Annotated in this window: 34 protein-coding genes; 7 read left to right on the top strand and 27 right to left on the bottom strand. The window is 65.1% G+C overall.

Features of this window, described 5'->3' with window-relative positions:
- Window positions 1-864 (bottom strand): ModD protein, encoded by an 864-nt coding sequence (gene modD / locus ACQR1I_RS08400; protein WP_434870425.1) that lies wholly within the window; start codon window positions 862-864, stop codon window positions 1-3.
- Window positions 865-995: 131 nt separating this feature from the next.
- Here modD and ACQR1I_RS08395 point away from each other — a divergent pair, with 131 nt between their 5' ends.
- Window positions 996-1,553, top strand: coding sequence for a DUF2478 domain-containing protein (locus ACQR1I_RS08395; RefSeq protein WP_434870426.1), 558 nt, complete (start codon window positions 996-998; stop codon window positions 1,551-1,553).
- Window positions 1,554-1,580: 27 nt separating this feature from the next.
- Here the strand turns inward: ACQR1I_RS08395 and ACQR1I_RS08390 are convergent, their stop codons facing one another.
- The 11 genes from ACQR1I_RS08390 to nifH all read right to left on the bottom strand — a co-directional run bounded on the left by ACQR1I_RS08390 (window position 1,581) and on the right by nifH (window position 10,660).
- Window positions 1,581-1,787, bottom strand: coding sequence for a TOBE domain-containing protein (locus tag ACQR1I_RS08390; RefSeq protein ID WP_434870427.1), 207 nt, complete (start codon window positions 1,785-1,787; stop codon window positions 1,581-1,583).
- Window positions 1,788-1,953: 166 nt separating this feature from the next.
- The gene (locus ACQR1I_RS08385) at window positions 1,954-2,250 is read right to left on the bottom strand and encodes a ferredoxin family protein (protein WP_434870428.1); all 297 of its coding nucleotides are present in this window, start codon (window positions 2,248-2,250) and stop codon (window positions 1,954-1,956) included.
- A gap of 42 nt (window positions 2,251-2,292) precedes the next feature.
- Window positions 2,293-3,600 (bottom strand): FAD-dependent oxidoreductase, encoded by a 1,308-nt coding sequence (locus ACQR1I_RS08380; protein ID WP_434870429.1) that lies wholly within the window; start codon window positions 3,598-3,600, stop codon window positions 2,293-2,295.
- A gap of 19 nt (window positions 3,601-3,619) precedes the next feature.
- Complete coding sequence (locus ACQR1I_RS08375) at window positions 3,620-4,726, bottom strand: electron transfer flavoprotein subunit alpha/FixB family protein (protein ID WP_434870430.1); 1,107 nt, start codon at window positions 4,724-4,726, stop codon at window positions 3,620-3,622.
- Between the two features lie 48 nt (window positions 4,727-4,774).
- Window positions 4,775-5,620 carry an electron transfer flavoprotein subunit beta/FixA family protein gene (locus ACQR1I_RS08370; RefSeq protein WP_434870431.1) on the bottom strand — a complete coding sequence of 282 codons (846 nt, stop codon included), beginning with the start codon at window positions 5,618-5,620 and terminating at the stop codon, window positions 4,775-4,777.
- Between the two features lie 258 nt (window positions 5,621-5,878).
- On the bottom strand, window positions 5,879-6,217 hold the full coding sequence (gene nifW, locus ACQR1I_RS08365) for a nitrogenase stabilizing/protective protein NifW (protein WP_434870432.1): 339 nt from the start codon (window positions 6,215-6,217) through the stop codon (window positions 5,879-5,881).
- The gene (gene cysE, locus ACQR1I_RS08360) at window positions 6,214-7,008 is read right to left on the bottom strand and encodes a serine O-acetyltransferase (RefSeq protein ID WP_434870433.1); all 795 of its coding nucleotides are present in this window, start codon (window positions 7,006-7,008) and stop codon (window positions 6,214-6,216) included. Before cysE ends, nifW begins: the two co-directional genes overlap by 4 nt.
- A 2-nt stretch (window positions 7,009-7,010) precedes the next feature.
- On the bottom strand, window positions 7,011-8,225 hold the full coding sequence (gene nifV, locus ACQR1I_RS08355; RefSeq protein WP_434870434.1) for a homocitrate synthase: 1,215 nt from the start codon (window positions 8,223-8,225) through the stop codon (window positions 7,011-7,013).
- A gap of 221 nt (window positions 8,226-8,446) precedes the next feature.
- Complete coding sequence (gene irrA / locus ACQR1I_RS08350) at window positions 8,447-8,941, bottom strand: iron response transcriptional regulator IrrA (protein WP_434870435.1); 495 nt, start codon at window positions 8,939-8,941, stop codon at window positions 8,447-8,449.
- 17 nt (window positions 8,942-8,958) lie between these two features.
- Entirely contained in the window at window positions 8,959-9,687 is a 729-nt protein-coding gene (locus tag ACQR1I_RS08345; RefSeq protein ID WP_434870436.1) for a nitrogen fixation protein NifQ, read from the bottom strand.
- Window positions 9,688-9,772: 85 nt separating this feature from the next.
- Window positions 9,773-10,660 carry a nitrogenase iron protein gene (gene nifH, locus ACQR1I_RS08340; RefSeq protein ID WP_434888718.1) on the bottom strand — a complete coding sequence of 296 codons (888 nt, stop codon included), beginning with the start codon at window positions 10,658-10,660 and terminating at the stop codon, window positions 9,773-9,775.
- A 411-nt stretch (window positions 10,661-11,071) separates the two neighbouring features.
- Here nifH and ACQR1I_RS08335 point away from each other — a divergent pair, with 411 nt between their 5' ends.
- Window positions 11,072-11,503, top strand: coding sequence for a response regulator transcription factor (locus ACQR1I_RS08335; RefSeq protein ID WP_434871168.1), 432 nt, complete (start codon window positions 11,072-11,074; stop codon window positions 11,501-11,503).
- 1 nt (window position 11,504) lies between these two features.
- A complete protein-coding gene (locus ACQR1I_RS08330) occupies window positions 11,505-11,921 on the top strand; it encodes an ArsC/Spx/MgsR family protein (RefSeq protein ID WP_434871169.1) in 417 nt (138 codons plus the stop codon).
- A gap of 18 nt (window positions 11,922-11,939) precedes the next feature.
- Here the strand turns inward: ACQR1I_RS08330 and ACQR1I_RS08325 are convergent, their stop codons facing one another.
- The 3 genes from ACQR1I_RS08325 to ACQR1I_RS08315 are packed head-to-tail and all read right to left on the bottom strand — an operon-like array spanning window position 11,940 to window position 12,896.
- Window positions 11,940-12,302: a (2Fe-2S) ferredoxin domain-containing protein gene (locus ACQR1I_RS08325; protein ID WP_434871170.1), complete on the bottom strand. Its 363-nt coding sequence runs from the start codon at window positions 12,300-12,302 to the stop codon at window positions 11,940-11,942.
- Window positions 12,299-12,628: a Grx4 family monothiol glutaredoxin gene (grxD, locus tag ACQR1I_RS08320; RefSeq protein ID WP_434871171.1), complete on the bottom strand. Its 330-nt coding sequence runs from the start codon at window positions 12,626-12,628 to the stop codon at window positions 12,299-12,301. The genes ACQR1I_RS08325 and grxD overlap by 4 nt, the downstream gene beginning before the upstream one ends.
- 34 nt (window positions 12,629-12,662) lie before the next feature.
- On the bottom strand, window positions 12,663-12,896 hold the full coding sequence (locus ACQR1I_RS08315; protein ID WP_006609694.1) for a BolA/IbaG family iron-sulfur metabolism protein: 234 nt from the start codon (window positions 12,894-12,896) through the stop codon (window positions 12,663-12,665).
- A gap of 262 nt (window positions 12,897-13,158) precedes the next feature.
- Between ACQR1I_RS08315 and ACQR1I_RS08310 the strand changes: the two genes are divergently transcribed.
- The 4 genes from ACQR1I_RS08310 (at window position 13,159) to ACQR1I_RS08295 (ending at window position 15,147) form a co-directional block, all read left to right on the top strand.
- A complete protein-coding gene (locus ACQR1I_RS08310; protein WP_434871172.1) occupies window positions 13,159-13,650 on the top strand; it encodes a tetratricopeptide repeat protein in 492 nt (163 codons plus the stop codon).
- A 95-nt stretch (window positions 13,651-13,745) separates the two neighbouring features.
- Window positions 13,746-14,108, top strand: coding sequence for an iron-sulfur cluster assembly protein (locus ACQR1I_RS08305; protein WP_434871203.1), 363 nt, complete (start codon window positions 13,746-13,748; stop codon window positions 14,106-14,108).
- Between the two features lie 33 nt (window positions 14,109-14,141).
- Window positions 14,142-14,897, top strand: a complete 756-nt coding sequence (locus ACQR1I_RS08300) for a dienelactone hydrolase family protein (protein ID WP_434871173.1) — start codon at window positions 14,142-14,144, stop codon at window positions 14,895-14,897.
- Between the two features lie 7 nt (window positions 14,898-14,904).
- Window positions 14,905-15,147 (top strand): hypothetical protein, encoded by a 243-nt coding sequence (locus ACQR1I_RS08295; protein WP_434871174.1) that lies wholly within the window; start codon window positions 14,905-14,907, stop codon window positions 15,145-15,147.
- Window positions 15,148-15,413: 266 nt separating this feature from the next.
- Here ACQR1I_RS08295 and ACQR1I_RS08290 read toward each other — a convergent pair whose 3' ends face one another.
- The 12 genes from ACQR1I_RS08290 to ACQR1I_RS08235 are packed head-to-tail and all read right to left on the bottom strand — an operon-like array spanning window position 15,414 to window position 20,693.
- The gene (locus ACQR1I_RS08290) at window positions 15,414-15,872 is read right to left on the bottom strand and encodes a group II truncated hemoglobin (protein ID WP_434871175.1); all 459 of its coding nucleotides are present in this window, start codon (window positions 15,870-15,872) and stop codon (window positions 15,414-15,416) included.
- A gap of 16 nt (window positions 15,873-15,888) precedes the next feature.
- Window positions 15,889-16,056, bottom strand: coding sequence for a hypothetical protein (locus ACQR1I_RS08285; protein ID WP_015665429.1), 168 nt, complete (start codon window positions 16,054-16,056; stop codon window positions 15,889-15,891).
- A gap of 10 nt (window positions 16,057-16,066) precedes the next feature.
- Window positions 16,067-16,375, bottom strand: coding sequence for a DUF6156 family protein (locus ACQR1I_RS08280; RefSeq protein ID WP_434871204.1), 309 nt, complete (start codon window positions 16,373-16,375; stop codon window positions 16,067-16,069).
- 35 nt (window positions 16,376-16,410) lie between these two features.
- Window positions 16,411-16,623 (bottom strand): hypothetical protein, encoded by a 213-nt coding sequence (locus ACQR1I_RS08275; protein WP_434871176.1) that lies wholly within the window; start codon window positions 16,621-16,623, stop codon window positions 16,411-16,413.
- Window positions 16,624-16,635: 12 nt separating this feature from the next.
- Window positions 16,636-16,944: a 2Fe-2S iron-sulfur cluster-binding protein gene (locus tag ACQR1I_RS08270; RefSeq protein ID WP_434871177.1), complete on the bottom strand. Its 309-nt coding sequence runs from the start codon at window positions 16,942-16,944 to the stop codon at window positions 16,636-16,638.
- Window positions 16,945-16,975: 31 nt separating this feature from the next.
- Window positions 16,976-18,190, bottom strand: a complete 1,215-nt coding sequence (locus ACQR1I_RS08265; protein ID WP_434871205.1) for a DegT/DnrJ/EryC1/StrS family aminotransferase — start codon at window positions 18,188-18,190, stop codon at window positions 16,976-16,978.
- On the bottom strand, window positions 18,190-18,450 hold the full coding sequence (locus tag ACQR1I_RS08260; RefSeq protein ID WP_434871178.1) for a hypothetical protein: 261 nt from the start codon (window positions 18,448-18,450) through the stop codon (window positions 18,190-18,192). Before ACQR1I_RS08260 ends, ACQR1I_RS08265 begins: the two co-directional genes overlap by 1 nt.
- Window positions 18,451-18,464: 14 nt before the next feature.
- Window positions 18,465-18,821 carry a DUF3024 domain-containing protein gene (locus ACQR1I_RS08255; RefSeq protein ID WP_434871179.1) on the bottom strand — a complete coding sequence of 119 codons (357 nt, stop codon included), beginning with the start codon at window positions 18,819-18,821 and terminating at the stop codon, window positions 18,465-18,467.
- Window positions 18,822-18,837: 16 nt separating this feature from the next.
- Complete coding sequence (locus ACQR1I_RS08250) at window positions 18,838-19,077, bottom strand: nitrogen fixation protein NifZ (RefSeq protein ID WP_008963352.1); 240 nt, start codon at window positions 19,075-19,077, stop codon at window positions 18,838-18,840.
- Window positions 19,074-19,397: a nitrogen fixation protein NifZ gene (locus ACQR1I_RS08245; protein ID WP_434871180.1), complete on the bottom strand. Its 324-nt coding sequence runs from the start codon at window positions 19,395-19,397 to the stop codon at window positions 19,074-19,076. The genes ACQR1I_RS08250 and ACQR1I_RS08245 overlap by 4 nt, the downstream gene beginning before the upstream one ends.
- Window positions 19,394-20,167: a 4Fe4S-binding leucine-rich repeat protein gene (locus tag ACQR1I_RS08240; protein ID WP_434871181.1), complete on the bottom strand. Its 774-nt coding sequence runs from the start codon at window positions 20,165-20,167 to the stop codon at window positions 19,394-19,396. Before ACQR1I_RS08240 ends, ACQR1I_RS08245 begins: the two co-directional genes overlap by 4 nt.
- On the bottom strand, window positions 20,160-20,693 hold the full coding sequence (locus ACQR1I_RS08235; protein ID WP_434871182.1) for a hypothetical protein: 534 nt from the start codon (window positions 20,691-20,693) through the stop codon (window positions 20,160-20,162). The genes ACQR1I_RS08240 and ACQR1I_RS08235 overlap by 8 nt, the downstream gene beginning before the upstream one ends.
- Window positions 20,694-20,701: the final 8 nt, after the last annotated feature.

The following is a 20,701-nucleotide window of genomic DNA, read 5'->3' as shown; positions in this document are numbered from 1 at the left end:
TCAGGGCACAGACGCTCTTGCGATCCGGACCTGGACGTCGCGAGGGCGGGCCTGATACGGCGCTGACGTGACCAGCAGGTCGGCGCCGGCTGCAGCGTAAGCCGCCGCGTTCTGTGCATTGACGCCGCCGGCGGCGGCAACGATCGGCCGCATTCGCAGGGCGGCCATCGCGTCGATCCGCCTGACCAGAGCCTCGATGTCAGCCGGAGCGAACTTCTCGGCCTGAATGACCTCGAAGCCGGCCGACGCGGCCGCCACGGCCTGCTCGACGGTCGAGACCTCGATGACGAGCCGTTTCTCCGGCGCGCTCTGCCGCAAGCGCTCGACGACATCGGCCAGCGAAGCGTCCCCAAGAAGCGCCCGGTGCTCGGGGAAGACGAGCACCGTTTCGGACAGTCCAAGGCGATGCATCACGGCACCGCCCGCCTTCACGGCCGCGACCGCAAAGTGCTTCGTCCCCGGCACGTTCTTGCGCGTGCAGGCGACCGCGATGCCCGGGGTCACGGTGCGGGCCGCATTGACGATCGCCGCGGCCTCGGTCGCCACTCCGGACCAGATCTCGATCAGCGTTTGCGCCACCTTCCAGCTGCGCAGCAGAGCGGCAGCGGGCCCATGCGCTCGTAGGATCGGCGCGCCCTTCTCCAGCACCGTTCCGCTGGCCGCGAGCAGCTCGACCCGGCAGCCGCTGAGCTCGATCAGCGCTGCGGCATCTTCGGCCAGCGCCACAACCATCTGATCTCGCGCAGCGAAGTGCATCTGCCCCGGCTCGGCGCCGATCCCGAGCGCGTCCGTCGTCAGATCACCATAGGGAACGTCGTCACGGAGCAGGGCCTCAAGGTCATGGAGACTGGCAGTCGTCGGCACGCGATATCCCCCCTTTCTCTTCAGGCCGCATCATCGATATAGTCGCGGCCGGCTGCCCGCATTCGATCACCAGACCAGCTTGGCCTGGCAGGCCGGACGGACTCACTGCAGCCCTCCGAGGCCCCCCTGCGATGTCGCATCATCAATCCGATCCATCCGATCTCAAGCCGCCCCGCCTCGCTGCGATCCTCTATGGACCGGGCGACGACGCCGATGTTCTGCTCGACGATTTCGCCCAGGGACTGCTGCGGCGCGGCGTCCGCGTCGGCGGCATCGTCCAGCGCAATACGCGGAACGAGATCGGCAGGAAGAGCGGGATGGATGTCATCGATCTCGGCAACGGCGATACGATCTCGATCTGCCAGGACCTCGGCAGCGGATCCACGGCCTGCAAGCTGGATTCGGCCGGCCTGGCCGAAGCCGGCATGGCCGTTCACCGCGCCATCGCCGCTCATGCCGACCTCATCGTCATCAACAAGTTCTCCAAGCAAGAGGCGTCGGGCAGCGGCCTGCGCGACGAGCTGGCCGACGCGATCACCTCCGGCATCCCGGTGCTGACCGCGGTGCCCCAGAAATGCATCGAGGACTGGCGAAGCTTCACCGGGAACATCGGCACGCTGCTGCAGCCATCGCGCTCGGCGATGGACGCGTGGTGGCTCGACCTGAGCTCGGCTCACCCGCCGGGCTGACCCACGCGAGCGCCCCGCAGCCGGTCGCTATTTCCCGATCATCACGTCCGACGACTTGATCACGGCGGAGACCTTGTCGCCGACCGCGAGCGCGAGCTCCTCGACGGCTTCGTTGGTGATGGCAGAAAACACCGTCAATCCCGGGGCGAGCTCGACCCTGACATGCGCCGTGGTCGCTCCCTTCGAGACGGAGACGACCGTTCCCGGCAGGACGTTTCTTGCGCTCAGCTTCACAGGCTGCTCCTCGTGCGGTCGCAGCACCGTTGCTGCACTCAGATGTAAGCAGAGCTGCCGCGCAAACACAATGATCTATATCTCATACGATATAGCATGAGCGGAATGCAGCAGCGCGATGTCGCAAAGCCGACACGGCATCGCCTGCCCGTCCGGTCAGCGGTCCTCAGCCGAACTTGAACAGCACGCCATAGCCGCCGCGCGGATAGCTCCACTCGATGTCGCCGCTGGCCTCGCCGATGACACGGCAGGTGCCGCATTCGATGCAGCCGTCCACCGTGATCTCGACCTGACCGGAATCATTCAGCTCGTAGCAGCGCGCCGGACAGGCCTTGAGCAATGCCTTCAGCTGCGGGCTCGGCGACGTATGTGGGCGGACCTTGATGTGGGCCCGGCCGGAATCGACCTGATAGCGATTGTAGAAAAGCTTGTCCTCGACCCGCACTGCGACATCCGTGCTCATCTCTGATCTCCCTTCGCTTCAATTGCTTGCTTCATTCACCGATTAGCGCCACGCCCGGGCAAACTTGAAGGCATCGCCGAACAGGCCCGTCCACGACCGCGCGCTCACGAAGGAGCGCAGCATGCTGCTCTCCTTCTCCTTCTTCGGGGTGCCGTCGACCCGCACGAAATTCTGCATCGCCTTCGAGACCAGCTGCGGATAGGTCAGGAAGAAATTCTGCGACTGATTGTGCAGCAGTGCCGGCATGTCCTTGTATTTCTTCAGGTCCTTGATGACGAAGGACTCCTCCAGCATCTTCTTGTAGAGCGCGAGGTTCTGCTTGGTCATCGGATCGCGGCGCGACTTGACCTGGAAGATCGCTTCGGCCGCGATGCGGCCCGAGGTCATGGCGAGGTTGGAGCCCTCGCGATGGATGGCATTGTTGAGCTGGGCGGCATCGCCGACCACGACCCAGCCGTCGCCGCAGAGCTCCGGGATCGCATTGTACCCCCCCTCGGGAATCAGATGCGCCGAGTACTCCTTGACCTCGGAGCCCTCGATCAACGGCGCCACTGACGGATGTTGCTTGAAGCGCTCGAGCAGGCCGTAGGGCGTCTCGCCGGTCTTCTGGAAGTCGGAGACGAGGCAGCCGATGCCGAGCGAGATGCACTCCTTGTTGGAGTAGATGAAGCCCATTCCCGTCATGCCGCGGGAGATCGTGCCGGCGGCCTCGATGACCGCGCCCTCGTCGCCCTTGAGGTTGAAGCGCGCCTCGATCGTCTCGCGCGGCAGGAAATGCATCTCCTTGACCGCCAGGGCAACGTTCTCCGGCTTCGGCCGCTCGCGCAGGCCGGCGCGGGTGCCGAGCAGGCCGTTGACGCCCTCGGCCAGCACGACCACATCGGCATGGATCTCACCGTCGCGGCGATCGGTCTTGACGCCGATGACCTTGCCATAGGCGTCCTGCGCCAGCTCGGTCACCGTCGTCTCGCACAGCACGGTCGCGCCGGCTTCCTTGACCTTGGACGAGAACCATTTGTCGAACTGAGCACGAATGATCGTATACCGGTTCGGCTTCTCCTCGTTGAAGTCGTCCGACTTGTAGTGCAGGCCGACATGCGACTTGTCGTCGAGCATCCAGAAGCGCTGCTCGACCAGATGCCGCTCCAGCGGCGCCTCCTCGCGGAACTCCGGGATCAGCTTCTCCAGCATGTCAGCATAGAGAATGGCGCCCTGGACGTTCTTGGAGCCGGAATACTCGCCCCGCTCGAGCTGCAGCACCTTCATGCCGCGCTTGGCCATCGTCAGCGCGGCCGCATTGCCGGCCATGCCGGCGCCCACGACGATCGCGTCGAAACGTTCCTCGATCATTGCCCTGCTCCTCTGGTGGCTAGCTTGCGATGCGGTCGCGCGAATGCGGCGACAGTCGTGCGCGGAATGCCTCGGTGAGCGCCGGCAGCAGCCGGATCGCGTCGGTGACGATGCCGACATGCGCGAAGTCGAAGATCGGCGCGTTCTTGTCGGTGTTGATGGCGACGATCAGGTCGGCCCCCTCGACGCCGACCCGATGCTGGATGGCGCCGGAGATTCCGGCGGCGATGTAGAGCTTGGGCCGGATGGTCTTGCCGGTCTGGCCGATCTGCCGGTCCGAGGTGACCCAGCCCTTCTGCACCAGCGGCCGCGAGCAGCCGAACTCGGCGCCGAGCACCGACGCGAGACCCTTGACGAGTTGGAAGTTCTCCGGTGAGCCGAGCCCGAGGCCGCCGGCCACGACGACGTCGGCGTAAGCGAGATTGGACTTGGCGGAGTCGCGATCCGGGATAAAGGAGAGCACCTTGGTGACGATGTCCTCCTCCACCATGCCGAGCTTGTGCTCGATGATCCGGGTCGCGGGCCTCTCGACGCGGTCCGGCATCGGCATCACGCGCGGGCGCACCGTCGCCATCTGCGGCCGGTAGTTCAGCGTGTAGATCGTGCACAGCAGCGAGCCGCCGAAGGTCGGGCGCGTGGCTGCGAGCGAGCCGTCGGCATCGACGTCCAGCGCGGTGCAGTCGGCCGTGAGCCCCGTCAGCAGCGTGGTCGCGACCGAGCCGGCGAGATCGCGCCCGAGCGTGGTGGCGCCGAGCAGCAGGATCTCCGGCTTGAAGGTGTTGACCGTGTCGGTCAGCGCCTTGGTGTAGGCTTCGTTGCGATAGTCGGTGAGTACCTCGTCGGCCACGATATAGGCGAGATCCGCGCCATAGCAGAACGACTCGGCTGCCGCATGCTGAACGGCCTCGCCCGGCGGTCCGATCACAACCGCCGCAAGATCGACCTTCAGCTTGTCGGCAAGCTCACGGCCGGCGCCCATCAGCTCCCAGGACACGGGGTGAACCTGCCCGCGCTCCTGCTCGATGAACACCCAGACGTGCTTGTAGGCCTTGAAATGCTCCGGCAGCTCCTTTTTGGTCGCGGCGCGACCGGCTGCGGCAGGCGGTGCTTTGGTGGGTTCGCTCATGGTCGTCGTCCCGTTGATCCGAAGGAAGCTCGATGTCGCGTGCGGGGGTCAGAAGCCGTGCGCCGAGGTCACGAGCTCGGCTTCGAGCTTCGGCTGGCGCTTGAACAGTTCCTCGATCAGCGCCTCCGCCGGCGGCCGCGTCGAGACATCGACGAAGACCGCCTTGTCGGCGCGAGCCGACGGCGCGAACACGCGCTTCACGATGGTCGGCGAGCCCTTCAGGCCGCACTTGGAAATGTCCTCGACGCCGGCGTCCTTCGCACTCCAGGTCACGATCTGCGCACGCGCCGCGCGCAGCGCGTCGGCCATGGCGCCGCGGCGGATCTCGTTGGTCGCCTCGAGCATCGTCACCAAGCAGGGCAGTTTCGTCTTCAGCACCTGCACACCACCTTCCGAGCGGCGCTCGGCCTCGATCGTGCGCGCAGCCGGATCGACCTCGTTGATCTTGGCCACATAGGTCAGCTGCAGCAGGCCGAGCCGCTTGGCGATGCCGGGACCGACTTGGGCGGTGTCGCCGTCGATGGTCTGCTTGCCGGTGAATACGATGTCGGGCGCCCCGAACGTGTCGCTGATCTTGCGAATGGCTGTTGCCAGCGCGTAGGTCGTGGCCAGCGTATCGGCGCCGGCAAAGAAGCGATCGGTCAGCAGCACCGCGCGATCGGCCCCGTAGGTCAGAGCGCGACGCAGCGAGTCCTCGGCGGACGGCGGCCCCATGGTCAGCACCGTGACTTCGCCACCGAACTTGTCGCGCAGCTGCAGCGCCGCCTCCAGCGCGAACAGATCGTAGGGATTGATAATGGTCGGCACACCCTGGCGCATGATGGTGTTGGTCACCGGGTGCACGCGGATCTGCGCGGAGTCCGGGACCTGCTTGATGCAGACGACGATATGCATGCGATCGCTCCGGTGTGTGGGCCTGCGATGAGGACAGCAATTGCCGTACCAGTTTCGGATGCGGCTGATTCCAACACGGTTTCAGGCACTTGGGGCCGAGACCTGATTTTGTGCTGCGGACGCTTGCAGAGGTCCGACACGTCGCAAGCAACACGCGTCGGGAATGCGACAGGCGCAAGGTGGCGCATCGAGCGCTGAAACGAGGAAGCGCCGCCAGTTAGCTGGCGGCGCTTGAAGATGTCCCGATGAGTTCGGCTGTTACTTGAGGGATGTCAGCGACACGAACGGCTTCGGCGCCGGCTTGGGCGGCGCGACGGCTTCCTTGAGCACCTTGAAGACGCGCTGATCGAGTGGCGAGGAGACGACGAAATCCTGGTAGGCCTGCGCCAGGAAGGACTTGCAGCGGGTGGCGATCTCCTCGTTGGAAACCTCGGAGAAGTCCTCGCTGATGAGATACTGGCCCATCCGCCGCAGAATGTGCAGCCGGCACACGTTCAGGACCTTCGGATCGTAGTCGACCTCGAGCAGCTTGAAGAACTCTTCGGCCGCGGAGGTCTGCTTCAATTGATCCAGCACATTCGGGGTTACCGCACTCATTGCTTTGCTCCTTGGGTCAGAGTCGGATCGACCTCGCAGCCGCTGGTCGGGGCCGGGGCCGGCGGCGGTGGTCCCTGGCGCACCTTCTGCCGGACATGGGCGAGCTGGGCTTCGAGGAACTCGATGCGGTCGAGCATCACCGACAGCGCTTCGCCGACCGGATCCGGCATGAGGTGATGATCCAGATCGATACGGCCGACGGTGCGCCGGTGGGTGAACTCCGGCCGCACCACCTTGGCCGGGATGCCCACCACGGTGACATCCGGCGGCGTGCTCTGGATCACGACGGAGTTGGCGCCGACACGGGTGCGCGGCCCGATGGTGATTGGCCCGAGGATCTTTGCACCGGCACCGACCACGACGCCGTTCTCCAGCGTCGGATGTCGCTTGCCCGGCGACCAGGATGTGCCGCCGAGGGTGACGCCGTGATAGAGCGTGACATCGTCACCGACCTCGGCGGTCTCGCCGATCACCACGCAGGCGCCGTGATCGATGAAGAAGCGCCGGCCGATCTGCGCGCCAGGATGGATGTCGACATTCGACAGGAAGCGTCCGAGCCACGACAACAGCCGCGCCGGAAAGCGCCAGCCGCGGATCCACAGTCGATGGGCGAGGCGGTGCCATATCAGCGCGTGAATGCCCGGATAAGTCAGCAATGTCTCGATCTCGCTGCGCGCCGCCGGGTCGCGCGAACGCACGCAACCGATATCCTCGCGGATCAGTCGGAGCAGCGTCGGGACGGCAGCTTCGGCTGCGATGGGCTTCATGGGGGTCTCGGCGATGTCGCTCATGGTCAGGCAAAGCTCGCGAGCGGGTGATCACAGACTTCGCGCCAGATGGCGGCGACCGCCTCCTTCGGCACCGGCCCCTTGTGAACCACCGCATGCTTGCGCACGCGTGCCAGGATCCGCTGCGCCTGATCGGCGCTGGCCGGCAGGCGCAGATCGGACAGCAGCGACGTGATCGCCGACAGCCCCGAATGCTTGCCGATCACGATGCGGTTGGAGCGGCCGAACAGCACGGGATCGAGCGCCTGGTAGGTGCGCTGATCCTTCAACAAGCCATCGACGTGAATGCCGGATTCGTGGGTGAAGACGTGCTCGCCGACGATCGCCTTGTTGAGCGGGATGGCGCGGGCGGCTGCGGCGGCGACGACGTTGGCGACATGGTCGAGCTCCGCCAGCACGATGCCGGTGTCACGCCGGTAGAGCTGCCGCAAGGCGACCGCGACCTCCTCCAGCGGCGCATTGCCGGCGCGCTCACCGAGACCGATGACCGTGACCGACGCATGTGTCGCACCGGCCTTGACTGCGGCGAGCGTGTTGGCGGTCGCAAGCCCAAGATCATCATGGCCGTGAAACTCGATCTCCAGATCCGTCGTCGCGCGCAACGATCTGACGAGCGCAAACGTCGCGTCGGGATCGAGCACGCTCAGCGTATCGGCGACACGGAAGCGCCGGGCCCCGAGCGATTTCGCCGTCGCGATCACCTCCGCCAGGAAGCCGACATCGGCGCGCGACGAATCTTCGCCACCGACGGCGACGTCCAGGCCGCGGCTTCGCGCATAGCCGACCACGCGCGTGAGCAGGCCCAGAGCGGCATTGCGGCCGCCGCCGAGCTTGGCGGCGATCTGCACGTCCGATGTTGGAATGGAGACATTCACCATCGAGACACCGGCCGCGATGGCGGCATCGACATCGGCCTCGCGCATCCGGCACCAGCCGATGATGGTCGCCGGCAGATCCGCCTCGACGATCGCGCGGATGGCTGCGATCTCGTCGGCGCCCATCGCCGGCGTGCCGGCCTCGATCTCGGGGACGCCAGCCCGCGCCAGCGCGCGCGCAATCGCAACCTTCTCTCCGAGGGCGAACGCCACGCCCGGGGCCTGCTCGCCGTCACGAAGCGTGGTGTCGTTGAGGATGACCCGGGGCCCCGAGGCGGCGCCTCCTTCAGTCAAGCCGGCATCCCGGGCCTTCCTGGGCCCGCGCTGTCCGAAGACGTCAGGCATTCTCTTGCTCCGTCGCAACCTGTATCGACCGGGAAGCACGGCGCTCCGTCACGGCCTGCAAGTCACTCAGCAACCGCCATGCCAGCGCCGAACGTCACATTAAGTCGCTGATTTACCGATTTTTTTTGGACGAACCCACATTGTCGGGTTCGTAACAGGGTCGGAAATCGAACGTGGACGGCTTTCGGGGAAATGCGCGGGTGCTGCGCCAGCCTGCGCGGTCAGGCGTGGCGCTTGCGGCGCAGATGGATGACGACGTCGATCCGCTCCATGCCGTAGCCCGGCAGCGGCTCAGGCAGTTGCTCGAACGCGACATGCCCGGGCACATCGACGAGTTCGCCTTCGTCCTCATAGAAGAAATGCGGATGGATCGTCGTGTTGGTGTCGAAGAACGACCGGGAGCCGTCGACGCCGATCTGCCGCAGCAGGCCGAGCTCCACGAACTGATTGAGCGTATTGTAGATGGTGGCCTGCGAGATCTTCATGCCTGTCGCGACAGCTTCGGCATAGAGCACGTCAGCCGTGATGTGACGGTTTCCATTGCCGAACAGAATCCGGCTGAGTTGCTGGCGCTGCTGGGTGGGGCGCAAACCGGCCAGTCGCAACGCGTCCTCGCAGCGGCGCATCAGGACCTCGCCACCGTCGCAGGTGTCCGCTTCGGGACAACGCCCGTTCTCCGAATGGCACGGCGATCCAGGCTGGGGGTCCATCAACATCGTTGCAGTCCTCGACCTCACATCGCGGCGCTCGCCGCCTCCTGCAGCGCCACCTCGCGGCGCCGCTCGGCCATCCGGCTCTCGCCGCTCTCCTCGCCGAAGCAGAGCTGGAAATCATTGCATTGGGTGCAGACCGGCGTCGTGCACATCACGAAGCCGTCGTCCTCGCACAGCATCCGGTAGAAGAAGCGCTTCCAGCGCATGTTCCTCGTGTTGCGGCTGGCCAACGGCGCAAAGTGCCGCATCAGCAGCCGCGACAGTTCGGAGCGCTCGCGCAGGCCGAGATCCTCCCAGAGATGCTTCGGCTCCATCGCGCGCCGCGCGACCATCGCCGCGAGCCAGCGGCTGACGTCGCCTTCGGTCGAGCGCTGCGCGGCAAGCAGATCGCGCACCATCGTCATCTCTTCGTCATCGGGAGCCGGCGACGCGCCGTTGATCGGCAGCCATGAGGAGTCGATCGCCGCCGCGGGAAACAGCTGCGCCAACAGTGCAATCAGCTCGACGGTGGACAATCCCGCGCGCTCGGCGAGCGCGCCATGCTCCATCGCCGACACCGCAAGGATCGATGCAATCACATGCCGGTCGAAGCTGGAATCGCTCTCGATGACAGCGTCGGCAGGATCGCTGCCTGTCAGCAGGCGATAGATCTCGCGGCCGTGATGCTGTCTGTCGTTCTCGACGGATGCGCCGGAGACTTGCAGGTGAACCGCTACGGATTGGGGCGTGTCGATGATAGCGATGGCCATGGCACGATCTCCTGCTGCCTCAGCGATGCGACCTTCCGAACAGGTACCGGCCTTCCGACGGGAGGAAGGCCGGTACCAAGACTGCTTAAGCCGTTGCGGCGAGATCGGCGGCAGTCTTTCCGATTTGGCTCTCGTCGACCGCCTTCATGATGCCGTGCTCCATCAGCATGTCCTCGAGCTCGTCCATCGTGATCGGCGTCGGGATGATGCCCTTGCCGGCGTTGACGTGGATCTTCTGGGCCAGCGAGCGATAGTGGTTGGCCTGAACCGACTCCGGCGCATATTCCAGCACGGTCATGCGGCGCAGCTCGGCGTGCTGCACGATGTTGTCGCGCGGCACGAAGTAGATCAGCTGAGTGCCGAGCTTCTTCGCCAGAGCCTCCGCCAGCTCCAGTTCCTTGTCGGTCTGGCGCTCGTTGCAGACCAGGCCGCCCAGGCGCACACCGCCGGAGTTCGCATACTTCAGAATGCCCTTGGAGATGTTGTTGGCGGCGTACATCGCCATCATCTCGCCGGACATCACGATGTAGATCTCCTGCGCCTTGTTCTCGCGGATCGGCATCGCGAAGCCGCCGCAGACCACGTCGCCGAGCACGTCGTAGGACACGTAGTCGATGTCCTCATAGGCGCCGTTCTCTTCCAGGAAGTTGATCGAGGTGATGACGCCGCGGCCGGCGCAGCCGACGCCCGGTTCCGGACCGCCGGACTCGACGCAACGGATGTCGCGATAGCCGACCTTCATGACCTCTTCGATCTCAAGGTCCTCGACGCTGCCCGCGGCAGCGGCCAGGCTGAGGATGGTGTCCTGCGCCTTGGCGTGCAGGATCAGGCGGGTCGAATCCGCCTTGGGGTCGCAGCCGACGATCAGGATCCGATGACCCATCTCGGCGAGCGCCGCGAGCGTGTTCTGCGACGTCGTCGATTTGCCGATGCCGCCCTTGCCGTAGAATGCGATTTGTCGAAGTGATGACATTCTGCTCTCCATCAACCGATTGCTGTTGTCGCGCCCGCGTCCAGCAGAGCGTGACCGTGTCCTCTCATGTGTCCGAACCGGCAGACGGGTTGTTGGGAAGGAGAGCATCGCTCGTCCGAAGCGTCGGCGTGCTCTCAGCCCTCAACCATTGCCTGACCAGGGTTTTGCAACGCCTGTGCCACGCTCCCGCGCAGAGGCAAAAGGGCCGCATTTAGAAGGAGATGCAGAACAATCCGCGCGCCGAGGCGTGTTGTTGCAAATCCGACATCGGAACGCCTCGCAAGATCGGATGCAGGGCCGCGCTGTCCGAAACGACACAACATCAGCCGATTTTCAGCGGCGTCGGGCCCGGAACGGGATTTGCTAGATCCTCATCGCAGCCTTGCGGCCAAGGTTTTGAGGAGGATGCGAATGCAGATCGGAGTTGAAACGGCAAAAGCGGTGGACCAGCGGCGGGTGTTCGTGATCGACGATGACGAGATCACCCGCGCGGCCCTGCAGTTCATGCTGCACGATGAGATCGAGACCCATGAGCTGGCGACCCCGGAAGAAGCTTACGCGAAGGGCGTCGACTGGCTGGCGCCGGACGTAGTGCTGCTCGGGGTGTCGTTTCTGAAGCAGCGCGGACCCGAGCTGGTGCGCGAGATCGCCGCCAAGTTCAAGGGCGTGCGGATCCTGGTCGTGACGGCCAAGGCCGACGAGGCGATCGCGATCGAAGGGCTGAAGGCCGGCGCGCACGGGGCGGTCGTGAAGCCGCTCACAATCGAGTCCGTGCGCAAGAAGGTCGACACCATTCTCGGCCGCGCCGGCGGCGCGCAACTGGTCCAGCTCGGCGGGCTCTGACGTGACCACCGTTATATTCTATGAAAAGCCGGGCTGCGGCACCAATGCCCGGCAGAAGCTGATGCTGACGCACGCCGGCCATGAGGTCGTCGCACGAAATCTGCTGACAGAGCCCTGGACCGGCGAGCGGCTGCGCACCTACTTCGCCGAAACGCCGGTCTGGTCCTGGTTCAACCCAGCTTCGCCACGGGTCAAATCGGGCGAGATCGAGCCGGAAGCGATCGAGGCCGTCGCCGCGATCGACCTGATGCTGGAAGATCCGCTGCTGATCCGGCGTCCGCTGATCGAGGCCGACGGCCAATGCTGCGCCGGTTTCGATCGTGAGCCTGTGCTGTCGCTGCTGCAGCGGGATGACGATCTCGACGACGTCCAGGGCTGTACGCGCCCGGAGGCGTCGCCCTGCCCGGAGCCGCGCTGAGCGGCTCCGGTCGAAGCATCAGCGCTTCAGCACCATCACCAGGCGGTCGACGCGCTTGCCCTGCTTGAAATGGGACTCGACGATCTCGTCGATGTCCTCCGGCTTGGTCGGCCGATACCAGATGCCTTCGGGATAGACCACCATCATCGGGCCGGCGCTGCAGAACCCGAAGCAGCCGGCCGCGGTGACGCCGACGTCGGTCAGCCGCTGCGCCTCGATGGTCTTGGTGAGACGGTCCCACAGCGGCTGCACGCCGAGCGCGCCGCAGCTGCCACGCGGATGACCCGGCGGACGCTGCGTCAGGCAGACGAAGGCGTGATATTTGTAGAGCTGCGGAATCTCGAAGGCGTCATCCGCCTCTGCGACACTGCCATCACTCATGAGGCAGACGCCTTGATGCCCTTGTCGGTGAGCAAGGTCGCGAGCTCGCCAGCCTGGAACATCTCGCGCACGATATCGCAGCCGCCCACGAACTCACCTTTGACATAGAGCTGCGGAATCGTCGGCCAGTTGGAGAATTCCTTGATGCCTTCGCGGATAAAGGGATCGGCCAGCACGTTGACGCTCTCGTAAGCCACGTCGAGCTTGGCCAGGATCTGCGCGACAGCGGCGGAGAAGCCGCATTGCGGCGCCGAAGGCACGCCCTTCATAAAGAGAACGATGTCGTTGCTGTCGATCAGCTTCTGAATGCGTTCGGATGTCGACATTGATGTTATCCTTGTGTCCCTGGAGGTGTCGCGATCATTTCGGCAATGACGTCTCGAGCGCCAGCGCATGCAGTACGCCGCCCATCTGACCCTTCAGCGCCGAATAGACCATCTGATGCTGCTGCACCCGGCTCTTCCCCGCGAAAGCCTGTGAGGTGACGCGCGCCGAATAATGGTCGCCATCACCAGCCAGGTCCTCGATCACGACGACCGCATCCGGGAACGCCTCCTTGATGAGACGCTCGATATCAGTTGCCGCCATCGCCATCGCTGGTACTCCCGCTGGTTTGGTCACAGCGTCATGCAAGCTCCGAACCAGTCGTTTGGACCTGTCGAACACTGCTGCGGCGCCGTTCGAGCGTCGAAAGGGGGGCCGGCGCGTCATCTTTGCGACAACGACAAGGATGTGGCCGGGACGGGCGTTCAAAATCCAACATCTTGCCCTGCTTTTCGCCGACGTCGACATCGCCAAGGCCTCTGCTGCACCACTGCAAAACGGTCCGCGTCTTGCAGTGATTTGATCGAGGTCAATGCAGATGCTCGAACTGGTCAGCGAACCCGACACGATCAACTTCGGTGATCTTCCCGAGGAGATCGACGCGCTGCTGCAGCAGGGAGTGGCGGCGTATCGCCGCGATCACGCCCGCGCCGACCGGCTGTTTCGCCAGGCCTTGGCCGCCGCACCGCAGGAGCTGCCGACCTATTTCTGCCTCTATAAGATCCACACCTATCAGGGCCATCTCGACGAGGCCAAGGCGGTCGCCGAGCTCGGCCTCGCCGAGGCGGCGCGCCAGGCCGATTGGTCGTCCGATTGGCGGCAATGGGTGCCGCACGATCCGCTGCCGGATGGCGCCGGCCGCTTCGCGCTCTACACGCTGAAGGCGCTGGCCTTCATTCATCTGCGCAAGAACGATCCCGACAGCGCGGCCGAGATGCTCGCAGCGCTGCGCCGACTCGATCCATCAGGCGCCGTCGGCTGGCCGGTCGTAGCGGCCCTGGCCGATGGGCTCGGCGCGGAGTGAGGCACAGCCATGCATGACAGCCAGCGCAATATCGACACGACTTCGAACGACCATCCCCTGGTGCGAGCCAGGACCACGAGAGGAACCAACGCATGATGAGCATGCACGCCGCGCCCCCTGCTTCCCCGGCCCAGAGCGCCGTCGCGACCGGCTCCCAGGACGCCGCCGAAAGCGTGATCGCCGCGCTGCGGACGGTCTATGACCCGGAGATCCCGGTGAACGTCTACGACCTCGGCCTGGTCTATCGGATCGCGCATGAAGGCGGTGGCGCCGTCGAGATCGACATGACCTTGACGGCGCCCGGCTGCCCGGTCGCGAGCGAGATCGTTCGCATGGTCGAGGACGCCGTGCAGGCGGTCGACGGTGTCGCCTCGGTGAAGGTGACGCTCGTGTTCGAGCCGCCGTGGGACAAGTCACGCATGTCCGAGGAGACCGCCCTGGAGCTGGGCTTGTTGTAACGCGCGCCGACGGCGCAGATACGGGAGCATCACATGCCGACAGAGAGCACCATCAAGCTCACAGCCAATGACGGACATACGTTCGAGGCGTTTCGCGCTGATCCGGCCGACACACCGAGAGGCGCCGTCGTCGTGCTGCCGGACGGCAACGGCAGCAGCAAGGTTCGCAAGGTCGCCGATGCCTTCGCGGCGAGCGGCTATGTCGTGATCGCGCCGGAGCTGTCGCCGCCGGCGGCTGTCGAGGCGGCGGCCGATGGTGCTCCAGCGGCGGCCGCGCAGGATCCCGTGGCCCCGCTGCTTGCCGAGATCCAGTCGACGGTCGATAGCGTCAAGGAATGCGGCAAGGTTGCCGTGGTCGGCTATGGCGCCGGCGGCGGCCTCGCCTACAGCGCCGCAAATCACGTGTCCGGGCTTGCCTGCGCCGTCAGCTACTACGCCACCGGCATCGTCGACGCCGTCGGCGCCAAGCGCAAGGTTCCAACCTTGCTGCATTTTGGCGAAGCCGACCCGGTCGTGCCGTTCCCGGCCGTCAGCATGTTCCGTGCCCATCATCCCGAGGTCAGCGCCTTCTCCTATCCCGGCGCCGCACATGATTTCGACGACGACGGTGCCAGCTATGACGCGGCAGCCACCTCGCTGGCTCACGAGCGGACGCTCGCCTGGATCTCGCAATATGTCGTGGGCCAGCCGCCGATCACGTTGAAGAACGCCGGCGCCTACGCGCTCGCCAAGACCGACAAGAAAAAGAAGAAGAAGGCCGACGACGACATGGGACCGCCGATGGAGTGAGAGCGCGATGCTGCCGACCACCATCCTGATCGACGAGCGGCCGCGCTGCGTGGTGCGGCCCAACGACACCAAGGACCTCAATCGCTTCATTCGCAACGGCAAGCCGTTTTTGCTCGCCGAGCAGCCGGACGGCAAGATTACTCACCGCAACGCCAGCGACGTCGAGATGCAGCATTGGCAGAACGCGCTGGCCCTGCACCGCGCCTGGGGCGGCGACGAGGAGAACTTCTTCGGGGTGCCGTTGTATTAGTTGCGTCCGTAGGGTGGGCAAAGGCGCCCGCGACAGCAGAGAGTTGCGCTGACACAAGATCGCCGTGCCCACCATCGCGGTCCTTGTCGCTGGTGAGACCGCCGGTGGGCACGCTTCGCTTTGCCCACCCTACGAGTCAGGAGCCATTGCATTCCGTCATTGCGAGCGCAGCGAAGCAATCCAGGGCGACACGAGGACTCTGGATTGCTTCGTCGCCTCCGGCTCCGGCTCCTCGCAATGACGATGCGGCGGGGTTCGCCGCGATCTCACGGCCGTGCCGCACGGGCATCGTGCGGGTTGCCGGCCTGGTTGCGCATCCAGTCGGCGAGCTTGGTCATGGCGGCGTCGACGTCCTGGCGGGCCTGGACATCGGCCACGGTCTCATCGAGCGCGCCGCGCATGCACAGCAGCCACGCGTCGCGCTCGGCGCTGCCGATCGGGAAACCCATGTGACGCTGGCGCAGGCGCGGATGGCCCTTCTCCGGCGAATAGAGCTTCGGGCCGCCGAGCCATTCCGACAGATAGCGCTTCAGGATCACCTTGATCGGCCCGAGATTGGTGCCGTGCATGTCGCGGATCGTCTTGGCCTCGGGCAGCGTATCCATCCGGTGATAGAACGACTCGACCAGACGATCGACCACGACCGCCCCGCCGATCCGCTCATACGGCGTGATCGTTGGCGAGTTATCCGATTCTACCGTCTGCGAAGTCCCAGCGTCTGACATCCAACCCGTTCCGTCTCTATTCGTCCAAGCTCGGCTGCAGGATCACCTCGGCGGGTGCGCCGGGCCCCTGCTCGTCCACGAGCTCGAGCGCATCGACGCGCGACAATCCGGCGCCGGAGTCCATCAGCACGATAGCGTCCTTGGGCATGCTGGCAAGAGCCTCGATCAGCTTGGCGACGGTCACGATGCCCCCTTCACGCAGCGTCCTGCCCGGCGACGACAGCGCCGGTCTCGTCGAAACTGAGCGTCACCGGATCCTCGTCGAGCATCACGATCACGGCTCGGCGCAACGTCCCGTTGGCGTGATAATCATACCGATGGGTGAGCTCGATCTCGCCGTAAACGACCTTCTCGAATCCGGTCAGCGCACCCGCGGCATTGAAATAGCCGCGGATGAAGGTGTTGCGGTTCGACAGCTGATCCGCTGCGATCGCCGTCACCAGGCGCAGCGGCAGCTTGACGCCCGTATACGACACGAAGAACTGAACCGTATCGGTGCTCATGCCGCTGGTCGCGTCGATCGCCGGTAGCGCAGCCGTCACGCGGCGGTTGCGGCCTTCAGGGCCTCGACATCGTCGCGGGCGACCTTGAAGACACCGCGGCCGCCGGCGAAGGTCTGATAGGCCTTCATGCCGATCGCCTCGCTGAGCTTGTTGAACCATTGCTGCGGCGTCAGCGCAGCCGGCCGTTCACTGATCTCGGCAACCGTGCCATCCGGGGCAAAGCGAACGTGAAGCGTGATGTTGTCCATGTGATCCTCCTGTTAAAAACCTGACGAGAAGCCGAGCAGCTCGATCTTGACGTTCTCGGTGCCGAGGATCGTCGCCTGGCACGCGAGGCGGGACTTCGAGCCGACACCGACGATGGTGTCGAGCTTCTCGTTCTCGAGCTTGCTGACCTTCGACACGCCCTTGCGGCCCTCCTGCAGGAAGATGTGGCACGAGCCGCACTTCGCCTGCCCCTCGCATTTGTGCGGGATCTCCACCTCGGCGGCGAGCAGCGCCGCGAGGATGGTGGTGCCCTCGCCCACCTCGATCGTCTTGCCGGAGGGCATGACCGTCAGAATAGCCATTGAATGTCTCCTTTGCTGGGTTGAACTGGTGTCAGTAGATCGCCGCGCCCGCTCCGACATTGACCGAGGCGTCCTTCATGGTCGCGACAATGAAGGCGATCTGGTCGGTGGTCAGATGGACGTGGAACGGCAGGGCCACGACGCGATCGGCGACCTTCTCGGTCACCAGATAGTCGCCGCGGCGATAGCCCATGTCGAAATAGTGCCGCTGCAGATGCAGCGGATTGGAATAGGCGACGGCCTCGACCTGCTCGACCCGGAGATCCTCGACGATCGAATCGCGGCTGGACTTGGAGAAGCGCGTTCCCAGATGCACCTGGTACAGGAACCAGTTCACCTCGGTGACATCAGGGCCGACATAGGGGTCCTTGATGCCCTCGAACGACTGCACCTGGCTGTAGTAGATCTGCTCGATCAGCCGGCGGCGTTCGAGGATCTCGTCGACCCGCTTCAACTGGGCCAGGCCGAGCGCGGCCGTGACATCGCTCATCACGGCCTGGTGCGACGGGCTGCTGCTGACCACCACCGACGCACGCTCGTCGAGCCGGTGCAGCCGATGACGACGCACGGCGACGGCGATATCGATGTCGTCGGTCACGATCATGCCGCCTTCGCCGCAGGTCAGCGCGAACGGCTGCGAAAAGTCGAACACCGAGGCCGCGCCGAAGGTGCCGACCAGCGCGCCTTTGTATTTCGAGCCGATCGCCTCGGTCGAGTCCTCCAGCAGCGTCAGATCGTGAGCTTTGGCGATCGCCTGCAGCTCCGACCATTTCGCCGGATGGCCATTGGTGTTGCCGGCGAGAATGGCCCTGGTCTTCGGGGTGATCCGCGCCTCGATCTTGCTCGGCGCCAGCGTCCCGGAATAGTAGTCGATGTCGGCAAACACCGGCGTGGCACCGACGATGCTGATCGCATGCGCGATCTCGCGGAACGAATAGGACGACGCGATCACCTCGTCGCCTGACCCGATCCCCAGGCCCTTCAAGACCAGAACAAGGCCGAGCGTTCCGCTCGGAACGGCAATGGCGTATTTGCGCCCGAGATAGGCGGCGAATGCCGCCTCGAACTCGTCGACCAGCGGACCGCAGGACAGCCGCGGCGAGCGCAATGCGGCATCTACTGCTGCGATTTCTGCGGTCGTGATATCCGGATCGGACAGCGGGATGAAGCCCGCCTCGACCGGCGTCAGTTCGGCTTCCTCCCGCTCCTGCCGGTCGGCGTCATGCACCAGATAGGGCTTCATGATCAGCTCCGTTTGGCCAGGATCAGGCCGGTGGCTTTAGCCGGATCGTCCGTCACCCCTGCGCAATGGTCGCTGGCATCGAGCAGATGCAGGTCGAACGCCGCATAGCTGCGGTAAGGCGTCTCGGTCACATCCGAGGCATCGCAGCGGGTCAAGGCGAGCTTCGGAAAGCGGCGGCGCAACTCGGCGAACGCTGCTTGGCTGGCGTCCGGTTGCTCGAGGACCTGCGCAATCTCATTCAGTTCCTGTTCGGCCAATGCCATCTCACCCGTCCTCTCTACTGCCAGAAAATCCGCTCAGGGTCGGCGTTCAGCTCGTCGACCGCCGCGGTCAACCGCTGGTGCACGCTGTGCAGCTCCCAGATCCCTTGCGCGTGATCTCTCCGGAACAGCTTCCATATGGTCTTCGCGGGGTCGTGACGCAGCAGAGCCACATCGATCACACCGCCGTCCTTGTCGATGTTGCGCGAGCAGCATGGACTGCGGACCTGATAACCTTCATCGACCGGCAGGACCGTCGGCTCGACGTAGCGGTAGCGCTTGCGTGACTGCAGCGCGCGCTCGATCCGCTTGCGATCCAACTCATTGGGATGCGCGGGCCGGACGAGACTGGGTTTGAGCGCGGCTGCCACCATGGCTGATCCCCATCCCCTAGACCGGGACGATCTCCTCTTCGAGACAGCCCACCACGAGCTGCTCGCCGAACTCGACCAGATAGATCGGCATGTTTGCCTCGGTGTGGGTGCCGACCTGGACGATCTCGCCCAGGTCACCAACGCCGACCAGCTTGGCCTCGGCCGGCGCGTTGGGGAACGAGCCGTCGTTGACGAGGTCGATCAGCGCCTTCACGCGCTGACCCCATTGGTACTTCGGCATCCGCGGTTCGATCATGATCTGTACGCTCCTGGCAGCGGCAGCTCGTCCTCGACGTCCCCACGGGGGACGGTGGATTCAAGCTCCTTGCGTTTCATGCCGACGCGATTTCCGCTTTCGAGGAACTCGACGCCGTAGATGTAGAATTGCTGCAGGAAGGTACCGATCGAGACGACGTAGCCGATCTCGCCCTTCTTCGCGAGGATCTCGCCGATCTCCTTGCCCGCATAGGTGCCGTCGTTGCGGATGGTGCGCTTCGCCTTGACCTTCTCGCCGAAGGTGAAATACGGCGGCGCCGACAGCTCCACGACCTCGCTGTCACGAACGATGTTGCTCATGCCGGTTTCTCCATCGCTGCTCCAGAACGGTTCTCGAGCCGGCCGCGCGCCATCTCCTGCACCAGCGGATCCTCGTCGCGCACCAGTTCGGCGATCTCGCCGAGCGGAATCCGGCTCGCGACCTCGTGGCGCACGCGCCAGTCGGCGTCCTTGCGCATGGCCGTCAGGAGATCCGGCGCCAGGCGCTCCGCGATTTCCAGCCGCACCCGCGCGTCGGGATCGCTGATCATGCCGAGCAGCCAGTCGCTCGGAATCCGCCGCGCGACGACGCGGCGGACTTCGGCCTCGGGGTCGCCCATCATGCGGCCGAGCACCGAGGGCACGATGCGGCGCGCGACGACGAGACGGACGTAATAGTCGTCGTCCATCATCATCGGCATCAGGTCTTCGGGATCGAGCACGGTCGCGATCCGGATCCGGACCTCGCGATGCGAGTCATGGCGCAGCCGCAGAACCAGCCGCTTCGGCAGCCGCCGCGCCGCATTCCAGCGCACCGTTTCCTCGGGATCGTCGAGCAGCGGCGGCAGATAGAATGGGCTGGCGTGCTTGGCGGCGATCGCGCGCACCTCGAAATGCGGATGCTTGACGTAGTCGTTGGCGAGTGCCGGATTCCAGTTGAAGAACCGGTCGATGCGCCGCGCGTAGCGGTCGTGCACGCAGGCGTGCCGGATCCTGCAGCGGCCGGCCGCGCTCAGCTGCTCATGCGCGCAGCCCGTGCAGCTGATCTCGTTGCCCTGCCAGTCGATGGCTTCGTCGATGTCGTCACTCATCGTCGAGCTCCACCCGGTCGACAACCTCGAGCAGGACGCGTGCGCCGATCTTGTCGTTGGGATCGAGATCGAGCAGCTTCTGCACCGCGAGCCTCCCCTCGACGAGATTACCGAGCCGCATCTGCAGGTAGGCGTACCCCTTCAAGGTGAACATGAAGAAGCGCGGCAGCATGTGATCGAAGCTGCCGAATTCAGCGTGCTCCGGGCGGACGTCGCGCCAATGCGGCGGCAGGTGGTTTTCGACCGCAGCCTTGGCGAGACAGCGCTTGGCGATGCGCAGCGCGTCGGTCAGCCGGCCCTTGTAGAAATAGAACCGATAGAAGCCGATCAGGACCGCGGCATGGTCCGGCGCCAGCGCCTCGGCCTGCTTCAGATGCGTCTCCGCGACATCATCGACATGATAGCTCTGGCCCGCCAGCCACAGATGACGCTCGGCCTCCTCCGGCAGGCCGCCACCGAGCAGCGCATCGGCAAGCAGCGCGTCCTCGATGGCAGTCTGGGAGCTGGGCCGGGCAGCGGTGGGCATGGCGGTGC

It is taken from the genome of Bradyrhizobium sp. HKCCYLS2038 (assembly GCF_051167655.1).
Taxonomy (GTDB): domain Bacteria; phylum Pseudomonadota; class Alphaproteobacteria; order Rhizobiales; family Xanthobacteraceae; genus Bradyrhizobium.
This window is presented reverse-complemented; position numbering and strand designations above follow the sequence as displayed.

Bases quoted from the DNA above. Each gene is read 5' to 3' on its own strand.
- ACQR1I_RS08380 (WP_434870429.1), bottom strand. From the start codon at position 3,600: ATGATCGAGGAACGTTTCGACGCGATCGTCGTGGGCGCCGGCATGGCC.
- ACQR1I_RS08305 (WP_434871203.1), top strand. From the start codon at position 13,746: ATGAGCATGCACGCCGCGCCCCCTGCTTCCCCGGCCCAGAGCGCCGTC.
- ACQR1I_RS08260 (WP_434871178.1), bottom strand. From the start codon at position 18,450: ATGGCATTGGCCGAACAGGAACTGAATGAGATTGCGCAGGTCCTCGAG.
- ACQR1I_RS08335 (WP_434871168.1), top strand. From the start codon at position 11,072: ATGCAGATCGGAGTTGAAACGGCAAAAGCGGTGGACCAGCGGCGGGTG.
- grxD (WP_434871171.1), bottom strand. From the start codon at position 12,628: ATGTCGACATCCGAACGCATTCAGAAGCTGATCGACAGCAACGACATC.
- ACQR1I_RS08255 (WP_434871179.1), bottom strand. From the start codon at position 18,821: ATGGTGGCAGCCGCGCTCAAACCCAGTCTCGTCCGGCCCGCGCATCCC.
- ACQR1I_RS08300 (WP_434871173.1), top strand. From the start codon at position 14,142: ATGCCGACAGAGAGCACCATCAAGCTCACAGCCAATGACGGACATACG.
- irrA (WP_434870435.1), bottom strand. From the start codon at position 8,941: ATGTTGATGGACCCCCAGCCTGGATCGCCGTGCCATTCGGAGAACGGG.
- ACQR1I_RS08345 (WP_434870436.1), bottom strand. From the start codon at position 9,687: ATGGCCATCGCTATCATCGACACGCCCCAATCCGTAGCGGTTCACCTG.
- ACQR1I_RS08395 (WP_434870426.1), top strand. From the start codon at position 996: ATGTCGCATCATCAATCCGATCCATCCGATCTCAAGCCGCCCCGCCTC.
- cysE (WP_434870433.1), bottom strand. From the start codon at position 7,008: ATGAGCGACATCGCCGAGACCCCCATGAAGCCCATCGCAGCCGAAGCT.
- ACQR1I_RS08270 (WP_434871177.1), bottom strand. From the start codon at position 16,944: ATGGCTATTCTGACGGTCATGCCCTCCGGCAAGACGATCGAGGTGGGC.
- nifV (WP_434870434.1), bottom strand. From the start codon at position 8,225: ATGCCTGACGTCTTCGGACAGCGCGGGCCCAGGAAGGCCCGGGATGCC.
- ACQR1I_RS08370 (WP_434870431.1), bottom strand. From the start codon at position 5,620: ATGCATATCGTCGTCTGCATCAAGCAGGTCCCGGACTCCGCGCAGATC.
- nifW (WP_434870432.1), bottom strand. From the start codon at position 6,217: ATGAGTGCGGTAACCCCGAATGTGCTGGATCAATTGAAGCAGACCTCC.
- ACQR1I_RS08235 (WP_434871182.1), bottom strand. From the start codon at position 20,693: ATGCCCACCGCTGCCCGGCCCAGCTCCCAGACTGCCATCGAGGACGCG.
- ACQR1I_RS08295 (WP_434871174.1), top strand. From the start codon at position 14,905: ATGCTGCCGACCACCATCCTGATCGACGAGCGGCCGCGCTGCGTGGTG.
- ACQR1I_RS08245 (WP_434871180.1), bottom strand. From the start codon at position 19,397: ATGAGCAACATCGTTCGTGACAGCGAGGTCGTGGAGCTGTCGGCGCCG.
- ACQR1I_RS08325 (WP_434871170.1), bottom strand. From the start codon at position 12,302: ATGAGTGATGGCAGTGTCGCAGAGGCGGATGACGCCTTCGAGATTCCG.
- ACQR1I_RS08290 (WP_434871175.1), bottom strand. From the start codon at position 15,872: ATGTCAGACGCTGGGACTTCGCAGACGGTAGAATCGGATAACTCGCCA.
- ACQR1I_RS08280 (WP_434871204.1), bottom strand. From the start codon at position 16,375: ATGAGCACCGATACGGTTCAGTTCTTCGTGTCGTATACGGGCGTCAAG.
- ACQR1I_RS08375 (WP_434870430.1), bottom strand. From the start codon at position 4,726: ATGAGCGAACCCACCAAAGCACCGCCTGCCGCAGCCGGTCGCGCCGCG.
- ACQR1I_RS08315 (WP_006609694.1), bottom strand. From the start codon at position 12,896: ATGGCGATGGCGGCAACTGATATCGAGCGTCTCATCAAGGAGGCGTTC.
- ACQR1I_RS08240 (WP_434871181.1), bottom strand. From the start codon at position 20,167: ATGAGTGACGACATCGACGAAGCCATCGACTGGCAGGGCAACGAGATC.
- ACQR1I_RS08385 (WP_434870428.1), bottom strand. From the start codon at position 2,250: ATGAGCACGGATGTCGCAGTGCGGGTCGAGGACAAGCTTTTCTACAAT.
- ACQR1I_RS08275 (WP_434871176.1), bottom strand. From the start codon at position 16,623: ATGGACAACATCACGCTTCACGTTCGCTTTGCCCCGGATGGCACGGTT.
- ACQR1I_RS08250 (WP_008963352.1), bottom strand. From the start codon at position 19,077: ATGATCGAACCGCGGATGCCGAAGTACCAATGGGGTCAGCGCGTGAAG.
- nifH (WP_434888718.1), bottom strand. From the start codon at position 10,660: ATGTCATCACTTCGACAAATCGCATTCTACGGCAAGGGCGGCATCGGC.
- ACQR1I_RS08310 (WP_434871172.1), top strand. From the start codon at position 13,159: ATGCAGATGCTCGAACTGGTCAGCGAACCCGACACGATCAACTTCGGT.